This is a genomic window from Brevundimonas sp., assembly GCF_036399195.1.
Taxonomy (GTDB): Bacteria; Pseudomonadota; Alphaproteobacteria; order Caulobacterales; family Caulobacteraceae; genus Brevundimonas.
The window spans coordinates 1-8,087 of sequence record NZ_DASWNO010000251.1; the positions used below are offsets into that span (position 1 = coordinate 1).

9 protein-coding genes, 1 tRNA gene, 1 other RNA gene and 1 pseudogene are annotated in these 8,087 nt (G+C 69.5%); 3 read left to right on the top strand and 9 right to left on the bottom strand.

Annotated elements, in window-relative coordinates; genetic code table 11:
* From VGB60_RS11050 to sppA, 8 genes and pseudogenes are all read right to left on the bottom strand, one after another.
* Positions 1-371: pseudogene (locus tag VGB60_RS11050) on the bottom strand (penicillin-binding protein 2); the annotation flags it as partial.
* Positions 368-805 carry a cell division protein FtsL gene (gene ftsL, locus VGB60_RS11055; RefSeq protein ID WP_331038310.1) on the bottom strand — a complete coding sequence of 146 codons (438 nt, stop codon included), beginning with the start codon at positions 803-805 and terminating at the stop codon, positions 368-370. The gene ftsL and the pseudogene VGB60_RS11050, both read right to left, overlap by 4 nt.
* Positions 802-1,755, bottom strand: a complete 954-nt coding sequence (gene rsmH / locus VGB60_RS11060) for a 16S rRNA (cytosine(1402)-N(4))-methyltransferase RsmH (RefSeq protein WP_331038311.1) — start codon at positions 1,753-1,755, stop codon at positions 802-804. The genes ftsL and rsmH overlap by 4 nt, the downstream gene beginning before the upstream one ends.
* Positions 1,752-2,201: a division/cell wall cluster transcriptional repressor MraZ gene (locus tag VGB60_RS11065; RefSeq protein WP_331038312.1), complete on the bottom strand. Its 450-nt coding sequence runs from the start codon at positions 2,199-2,201 to the stop codon at positions 1,752-1,754. Before VGB60_RS11065 ends, rsmH begins: the two co-directional genes overlap by 4 nt.
* Before the next feature lie 272 nt (positions 2,202-2,473).
* Positions 2,474-2,862: RNase P RNA component class A (rnpB, locus tag VGB60_RS11070), an RNA gene on the bottom strand.
* A gap of 54 nt (positions 2,863-2,916) precedes the next feature.
* Positions 2,917-3,678 (bottom strand): N-acetylmuramoyl-L-alanine amidase, encoded by a 762-nt coding sequence (locus VGB60_RS11075; RefSeq protein ID WP_414644519.1) that lies wholly within the window; start codon positions 3,676-3,678, stop codon positions 2,917-2,919.
* A 2-nt stretch (positions 3,679-3,680) separates the two neighbouring features.
* Complete coding sequence (locus VGB60_RS11080; protein WP_331038313.1) at positions 3,681-4,010, bottom strand: hypothetical protein; 330 nt, start codon at positions 4,008-4,010, stop codon at positions 3,681-3,683.
* Between the two features lie 105 nt (positions 4,011-4,115).
* The gene (sppA, locus tag VGB60_RS11085) at positions 4,116-5,897 is read right to left on the bottom strand and encodes a signal peptide peptidase SppA (protein WP_331038314.1); all 1,782 of its coding nucleotides are present in this window, start codon (positions 5,895-5,897) and stop codon (positions 4,116-4,118) included.
* A gap of 220 nt (positions 5,898-6,117) precedes the next feature.
* Between sppA and panD the strand changes: the two genes are divergently transcribed.
* Entirely contained in the window at positions 6,118-6,474 is a 357-nt protein-coding gene (panD, locus tag VGB60_RS11090; protein ID WP_331038315.1) for an aspartate 1-decarboxylase, read from the top strand.
* Between the two features lie 217 nt (positions 6,475-6,691).
* Complete coding sequence (locus tag VGB60_RS11095; RefSeq protein ID WP_331038316.1) at positions 6,692-6,967, top strand: hypothetical protein; 276 nt, start codon at positions 6,692-6,694, stop codon at positions 6,965-6,967.
* Between the two features lie 40 nt (positions 6,968-7,007).
* On the opposite strand, the gene VGB60_RS11100 is transcribed toward VGB60_RS11095, so the two are convergent.
* The gene (locus VGB60_RS11100; RefSeq protein ID WP_331038317.1) at positions 7,008-7,814 is read right to left on the bottom strand and encodes an SIMPL domain-containing protein; all 807 of its coding nucleotides are present in this window, start codon (positions 7,812-7,814) and stop codon (positions 7,008-7,010) included.
* A 198-nt stretch (positions 7,815-8,012) separates the two neighbouring features.
* Between VGB60_RS11100 and VGB60_RS11105 the strand changes: the two genes are divergently transcribed.
* Positions 8,013-8,085 (top strand) — tRNA-Ile (locus VGB60_RS11105).
* The last annotated feature ends 2 nt before the right edge of the window (positions 8,086-8,087 follow it).

The following is an 8,087-nucleotide window of genomic DNA, read 5'->3' on the forward strand; positions in this document are numbered from 1 at the left end:
TCCCAGACCTCCGCGGGATTTATGTAGAGGCCGTAGTGGGTGATGTTCGTCGCCAGCAGGGCGCCATTGCGGTCGACCATGTCGGCCCGAACCACCGCGTTCGGATGGGAGGCCGCGCCTGTCGCGCCGTGCGGCGCCAGCAACGCCGCCCGCGCCGCGCCCAGCGCAAGGCAGCCGAACACGACCGAGAACAGGGCCAGCAAAACGAAGATCCGGACGCGCGTGTCTTCCTCTGGCCGGGCGTCGGCGCGGGCGCGGCCGAACGAATGCTCGACCCACCACATGGCCTCGGCCAGCCAGCGCCATGACGGCGCATAACGGCGGCCTCCATAGGCGGGCCGTCCCCCGGCGAGCGGATCGTGCGCGCTCATCGGGCGGGCTCCACGGCAGGGGGGGACGCCACGGGCCCGGCGGGCGCCGGTTCAGCGGCAGGCGCAGGGGTCGGAGCCACGATGACGGCCGGCGCAGGCTCCGGGATGGGCGCGAGGGTCGGCAGACTGTCTTCGGTCGCCTGCCGGTGAACATCGACGGGCCCCAGACCGGCTCCGCGCGACAGGGCCTCGAGCCGACCCGGCTGTTCAAGGCGGGCGACCTCGGCGCGCAGCAGGCGCACCCGCTGGCCGTTATCGCCGATCTGACGCTCCAGCTCGCTGATGCGGCTGCTCTCGCGGGCCGCCGCCGCCTTGGCGACATAGACGGAGAACACCATCGCGGCCACCAGCAGAACGCCGATGATCTCGACCCAGCGGACGCCGCGAACCTTCCAGCCGTACAGGCGGTTCAGAGTGGCGATCGCGGCGCTCATGCGGCGATCCTCCCCCACGGCGCGGCGTCGGTGCGGACCGCGGCGCGCAGCTTGGCCGAGCGGGCCCGCGGATTGGCCGCCAGCTCAGCCTCGGCCGCCTCGCGCGCCCCTTTGAACGACAGGGTGAAGCTGGGCTTGCGGGTCTCGACGGCGACCGGCGCGTGGCGCGAACCGCCGGGGGCGTTCCCGGTGCGCTCCGTCAGGAACGCCTTTACGATCCGGTCCTCCAGGGAGTGGAAGGTCACCACCGCCAGCCGCCCTCCGGGGGCCAGCGTCGCCTCGGCGGCTTCGAGCCCGGCGCGCAGCTCGCCCAGCTCGTCGTTGACGGCGATGCGCAGCGCCTGGAACACGCGGGTGGCCGGATGGATCGCGGCGCCGCGTCGTCCGCCCAGCGCCTTCTCGACCACCGCGGCGAGTTCCAGCGTCCGCTCGAACGGCTGCTCGACCCTGCGGCGCAGGATGGCCGTGGCGACCCGGCCGGACTGACGCTCGTCGCCGTAGAGCTTGAAGATGTGGGCCATAGGCCCGTGGTCCCAGGTGTTGACGATGTCGGCGGCGGTCTCCCCCTCGTCCGACATCCGCATGTCGAGAGGGCCGTCGCGCATGAAGGAGAAGCCGCGCTGGGCCTGATCGATCTGCATTGACGACACGCCGATGTCGAACACCACCCCGTCCAGCCGCTCCGCGCCGGACTCCGCGAAGGCGTCGGCGAGACCCGAGAAGGGGGTGCGGATCAGCTGGAACCGCCCCGGATGATCGTTGGCGACGGCGTCCGCGAACGGCTGCACCGTGGGATCGCGGTCCAGGCCGATCACCGTCGCCCCCGTGGCGAGGATCGCGCGGGTGTAGCCGCCGGCGCCGAAGGTGGCGTCGATGATCACGTCGCCGGGGTTAGGGGCCAACGCCTCGATCACTTCGTCCAGCAGGACCGGGGCGTGAGGGCCGCTCATGCGCCCTCCCCGCCTGTGTCGTCGCCCAGCATGACCTGACGCGCCAGCGCCCGGCGTGCGTCGCGGCGGGCGTTCCAGCGCGCCCGGTCCCAGATCTGGAAGCGCGGACCCAGTCCGACGATGACCACGTCGTCGCCGAGGCCCGCGTCCTGGCACAGGCTTTCCGGCAGGGTGATCCGGCCGCCGCCGTCGTACGAGAGCGGGCGCTGGCCGGCGTAGAAGGTTTCCTCGAGCGCGGTGCGCCGGTCGCTGCCGAACGGCAGGGCTTCGATGCGGGCGACGTACTCGGCCATCAGCTTGTCCCCGCCGGCTTCGAGACAATCGGAGGCCATCGAGAAGAAGCAGAAGACGCCATGCTCGGCGCCGTTGTCGGCTGTGCGGAACTCCTGCGGGATCAGCAGGCGCCGCTTGCCGTCCAACTGTTTCTCATAGGTCGAGAGAAACACGCACTGCCCCCTAATGCGGACCTGTCGATCCGCCCCCTTGATCCCGAAAGCACCCTCAGCTGCTGGGATAGCATGGGATCAGGTGGGCCTCAATGGGATTAGTTGACGCCGGTTAACCTCGTTCGCACTTGTGCGGCCGGTAAAGCACAGAACATACACAGAACAATGCAAGTATAGACAGGCTGTGGACTGATACCCGCAATCTCGTGTGTGGCGGATCGCGCTCAAGCAGCGAGCCGCCGCGCGGCGAGTGTTAGCGCCCTGAAATAGAGAGTGTCAGACGGCCTGTAAGCCGGGTTCTGTTCCGCCCCGAAGAGCGGCGACGATCATTCCTCTGGACCGCCGGTCGCCCGACGGTTCTCGCGACCTACCCGGACGCCTCGGGCGATGAACCCTGCGGCCGAAGCCGCGCGACGTCCCTATTCGGTCTTGCTCCAGGCGGGGCTTGCCATGCCGGCCCTGTTGCCAGGTCCGCGGTGGGCTCTTACCCCACCCTTTCACCCTTCCCCGCCCCGAAGGGCAGGCGGTTTGCTTTCTGTGGCGCTATCCCTCGGGTCGCCCCGGGCGGGCGTTACCCGCCGCCTTTTCACCGTGGAGCCCGGACTTTCCTCGGCGCGGACAAAGCAAGCTCTGGCCACGCCGCGACCGCCCGGCCGTCTGACCGGCGCTAGGTGGGCCTTCCCGGCGACGGCGTCAACTTCGCGGGAGCCGCGGCCTAGTTCATGACTCCCGTCACGCTCTCGGCCGTGGCCAGTTGCAGCACGCCCATCAGGGTGGCGCGGGTCTCGCCGTCCGCCACGCCGTCCACCTGGGCCGGACGCCAGTGGCGCTGGAAGGCTTCCACCGTCAGGCGCGTGGCCCCGTCGTAGTTTCCACCCGGCTGGAGGGCGTAGCCCAACCGGTGCAGCCCGGCCCGCAGGACGATCACCCCCAGCCCCTCGTCGCCGACGCCGAGCGGCGGGCCGAGCGCCGCGATACGCTCCGGCGCCGGCTCGAACCACAGGCCGTGCCCTACCGAGGCTAGCCGTTTCCAGGGAAACCGCTCGCCGGGATCCTGCTTGCGGTCGGGAGCCAGGTCGGAGTGGCCGATGATGCGCACGTCGGGAATCGTCCAGCGGGTGCGGATGTCGCTGATCAGGCTGACGACCGAGTCGATCTGGGCTTCAGGGAAGTCACGATAGCCGAACTCATGCCCCGGATTGACGATTTCGACGCCTATGGAGGCGGCGTTGCAGTCGGTCTCGCCCTGCCAGGCGCCCTGGCCGGCATGCCAGGCCCGGCGTTCTTCCGGGACCAGCCGCAGGATCGCGCCATCCTCATCGACGACATAGTGGGCCGAGACCTTGGCGACGGGATCGCAGAGCCGCTGGATCGCCGCGTCGGCGGTGCGCATGCCCGTGTAGTGCAGCACCAACATGTCGGGCGGGGCCCGGCGCTCGTCGAAGTTCGGGGAGGGAACGTCCCTGGCGATCAGCACGCCTACCGGCCCGGCCGCTCCCAGCCGTAGGCGACCCAGGCGCCGTCCACCTTGCGCGCCTCGATGAGATCGTCGGTACGGCGTGTACGTCGAACCACCTTGCGCCGCGCGCCCATCGCCAGCCCCGCGAGGAAGACGACCACGGCGGCGAACAGGGCGATCACCGCCACGGCGGCGGCGGTGAACACCGCCAGCACCGCGCCGACGGCCATGGCCGCCAGCGTCGCGATCATCCCGCCCAACCACACAATCGACGCCACCAGTCCGTTGGCCGGACGGCGCATGGCCGCCGCGGCTCCGGAGCCAGGGATCAGACGGTCGGGCTGGGTCATGAGTTCACCTTCGCAGACGCCGTGGAGAACGCCTCAGAGCCACTCTCGGTCCATGAAGGTGAACGGTCAATGACAGCCCCTTCACAGGCGAGTGTTCCGGTGACGCTACCAGGGCTGGTCAGCCAGTACGGACGAGCCTGAAGCCCGCGCGCGGTCGGTCTGGATGCGGCGAACCGTCGCCTCCGCCGCAGGGTCGTTCATGACCCCGCCAATCCCGACCAGCACGCGCGCGGCCTCCCCGGATACGCCGAACATGTCCGCGAGGGCTTCGAACGGCGACGTCTGCTCGGGGAAGCGCTTGAAGCTGACGGACTGCGACGCCGGGATGCGCGCCAGCTCGCGGGCCTTGCCGATGGCTTCTTCCAGCCCGCCGAGTTGGTCGACGAGGCCGATCTCCCGGGCCTGGGCGCCGGTCCAGACGCGGCCGCGGGCGATCTCGCGCACGCGTTCGGGCGCAAGCCGGCGACCCGCGGCGACCCGGGTGATGAACTCTTCATAGGTGCGGTCGATCTGGGCGGCGAACGCCGCCCGCTGGGCCGGAGTGAACGACTGGGCCGGGGAGAAGGCGTCCGCGTATTCGCCGCCGACGGAGATATTGCGCAGATCGACGCCGAAGCGGCCGAGCGCGTCCGCCAACACGAACTTGCCGCCATAGACGCCGATCGAGCCGGTCAGTGTCGTCGGCTGGGCCACGATCCAGTTGGCCTCCGAGCTGATCCAGTAGCCGCCCGACGCGGCGTAGTCGCCCATCGAGACCACCACCGGCTTGCCGGCGGCCTTCGCCGCCCGGACCGCGGCGAGAATTTGCTCCGAGGCGTCCGGAGAGCCGCCCGGCGACGAAACCCGGAAGACGATCGCCTTGACCGCGTCGTCCTCGATGGCGTCGTAAATGGCCTCGGCCAGATCGTCCGACTGAATCGACGAGCCGCCGCCGAACGGATCGGCGCCGCCGCCCGAGCCGGTGCCGATCGCGCCCTCGCCGCCGATGATGGCGATGGCCTTGGACCCGGACCCGGTCCGCTCGCCGCGGGTGGAGGCGTAGTCGGACAGCTCCACGAGTTCAGCGTTGCGGCCAGCCCGTCGCTTGGCTTCGGCCTCTGCCTCCTCGACATGACCGACGCGGTCGATCAGCCGGCGTTCGCGGGCCTCCACCGACGAGTACGGACCCGCCTCGATGGTGGTCCGCAGCGCCGCCGGCGTCACCTTTCGGTCCCGCGCCGCGTTGGCGAGACTGGACAGGTAGACGGACGTCATCCACGCAGTCGCCGCCTCCCGGTGGGCCGGCGTGTAGTCGCTCTCGGTGTATTCGTTGACCGCGTTTTTGTACTCGTAGCGCTGCTCGAACTCGGGCCGCACGCCGTATTTGTCGAAGGCGCGACCGAGGAACAGACCCTCCGAAGACAGGCCCGACAGCTGGAAGTTCGCCGTGTTCTGCATCCACAGCTGAGACGCCGCCGCGCCGACCATGTAGCTTGAGACCGCTGTGCCGACCGGCTGGAACCCTTGGCTGTGGGCGATCACGACCTTGCCGGACCGGCGGAAGCGGCCCACCGCCTGCCGGATCTCGTCCGCGGCGGCCGGCGTGATCCCCGCCTCGGGCAGGCGGATCAGCAGCGCCTTCACCCGGTTGTCGTCCTCCGCCTGCGCAAGCGCGTCGACGATCTGCAGCGTCGACAGTCCGCCGCCACCGAACACGGCGAAGGGATTGGACGACGTCTGGTCCGTCAGCCCGTCTCGCAGATCCAGCTCCAGCACGGTGTTGGCCGGCGTGGGGTCCTCCGACGAGGCGGAACCGATCGCCACGGCGATGAAGACGAAGGGGACGACGATCAGAAACAGGAACAGCCCGGCGAAGACGCCGAGGACGGTCAGGAAGAATTGCTTCATGGGGGAGGAACGGCGTCCGGGCGGGGGCCGGATGGTGGCCCCGCCCAAACATAGAGCCCGGGGCGTCTCGGTCAAATGAAGGTCGCGTAACTCGCGAATGCGCCGCAGCATCCATGTTGCGGCGCAACGAGGAAGATTGATGGGCGGGCGGCGACCGCCTATATGAGTGGTCTGCGAGCGGGGGCTTATCGCCCCGCGTCACATCCGGACCGCACCTCCCATGCTGGTCACCCTGATGAAGGCCAAGCTGCACCGCGCCACGGTGACCCAGGCCGACCTCGACTACGAGGGCTCGATCGCGATCGACTCCGATCTGCTCGACGCCGCCGGCATCTTTCCGCACGAGCAGGTGGATGTGCTGAACATCACCAACGGCGCGCGCTTCACCACCTACGCCATTGAGGCGCCGCGCGGCTCGCGCGTCATCGGCGTCAACGGCGCCGCGGCGCGTCTGGTGCAGAAGAACGACAAGGTCATCATCGTCACCTACGGCCAACTGCCGCAGGAGGAAGCCCGCCAGTGGTCCCCGACGGTGGTGCTGCTCGACGACCGCAACGAGATCAAACGGGCCGCTTGACCATCCGGACAGGGCTCCGTTCCCTTGGTCCGGCCCAAGGAGTGATCGGGAGCTCGGCGACATCGTCGTCACGGGTTCCCTGACGACGGAGGCGGCGCCGGTCGACCGGCCGCCGACCGAGGTCGGACCCCGGCTTACCGTCGTCTTCAAGATCGAATAGGCCCAAGCTTGACGGCGTGCGTCCAAGGGACTTCCCTCTGCGTCAGGAGCGCCGCCGATGACCCGACTACCCGCCTGGCTGCCATGGACGTTGTTGGCGCTTTACGCCGTCGCCGGCGCCGTCGGGCTCATGCTGGCGACGACTGCGGGACTGCGCATGCTGGGCATGAGCCAGAGCATGGTTGATTTCCTGCCAGCCACCATTCTCGGCCTGCCGTGGAGCGTGCCGCTGATGCTGTTCCCGGACGGTCCGGTCACCCTGCTGGCCGGTTTGCTCATCTGCTATGCGCTGAACTTAGGGGTCGGGCTGGTGCTGGCCCGGTCCGCGTCCTGAGGCGAGCCCCCGCTCCGAAGAACCGGGGCTCGCTCACGTCCTAACGAACCAGGTCGTAGACTCCGGTGATGTCGATCCGCACCGTCAGCTCCCCGGGGGCGATCTGCGTCTGCGCCGAGTCCATGCTCATGTTGCGCGCGGCGTACATCGGCATCGGCGGCGGAGCCGAATAACCCCCGCCCTCGCTCAGGCTCCGGACGCCGCCCAGTTGGACGCCCAAGGCCTGGGCGTAGAGATCCGCCTTGGCGCGGAGGTTCCGCACCGCCGCCTGCCGGGCCGCATTCTCGGCCTCGGCCGGATCGCGCAGGCCGAAGCTGATGCCGTCGATCTGGTTGACGCCCGCGCTCACTACTGCGTCGGCGGTGGAGCCGGCCCGCGCGAGATCGTGGATTTCGACGGTCACGCGGTTGCTGACCTGATAGCCGCGCAGGCGAGGCGGCTGGTTCTCGACGTAGTCGTAGAGTGGCTGCAGGCTGAGACCCGATGTCTGCACGTCCAGCTCCCGGATGCCGGCCCGGCCGATCGCGGCCATCACCTGCGTCATCTTCTGTGCGTTTTGAGCCATGGCTTCGGCGGCCGTGGGAGCCTCCGTGACGACGCCGAAATTGATGCGGGCCATGTCAGGCTTCACCTTGGTCTCGCCGTAGGCCGACAGGTTCAGCGCCGGCCGGTCGGCCACCGCGTGCACCACCATCGGCGCGCCGCCGTCCGGCTGCGACTGCGCCCGGACGGCGGGGGCGGCCAGCAGGGCCGCGGCGGCCATGACGGCCCCGCTCATGAGCAACAGGCGGTTCGTCGGACCGAAGGCGGGGTGAACGGCGCGGACGGCGACAGCGGAACGGGGCATGACGTCAGAACTCCTTGAGGGCGAACGGCCCACCGCCCGACGTGGGCGAGGACATTAGCCACAGCTTGGCCGTTCGCGCCTGAATGAACGCTGAGGGGGCGCTGGCAGGTTCCGTTCATCCGCCGGAATTCGAAACAGCGACTGACGGCTCGTCCGCTTGGCAAGCCGCCGTCCCGCCTGCTAGGCCGTGGCCACGGCGGGCGCGTAGCTCAATGGTTAGAGCCGACCGCTCATAACGGTCTGGTTGGGGGTTCGAGTCCCTCCGCGCCTACC

Coding starts and splice junctions, on each gene's coding strand:
- ftsL (WP_331038310.1), bottom strand. CDS start 805: ATGAGCGCCGCGATCGCCACTCTGAACCGCCTGTACGGCTGGAAGGTT.
- rsmH (WP_331038311.1), bottom strand. CDS start 1,755: ATGAGCGGCCCTCACGCCCCGGTCCTGCTGGACGAAGTGATCGAGGCG.
- VGB60_RS11080 (WP_331038313.1), bottom strand. CDS start 4,010: ATGACCCAGCCCGACCGTCTGATCCCTGGCTCCGGAGCCGCGGCGGCC.
- sppA (WP_331038314.1), bottom strand. CDS start 5,897: ATGAAGCAATTCTTCCTGACCGTCCTCGGCGTCTTCGCCGGGCTGTTC.
- panD (WP_331038315.1), top strand. CDS start 6,118: ATGCTGGTCACCCTGATGAAGGCCAAGCTGCACCGCGCCACGGTGACC.
- VGB60_RS11095 (WP_331038316.1), top strand. CDS start 6,692: ATGACCCGACTACCCGCCTGGCTGCCATGGACGTTGTTGGCGCTTTAC.
- VGB60_RS11100 (WP_331038317.1), bottom strand. CDS start 7,814: ATGCCCCGTTCCGCTGTCGCCGTCCGCGCCGTTCACCCCGCCTTCGGT.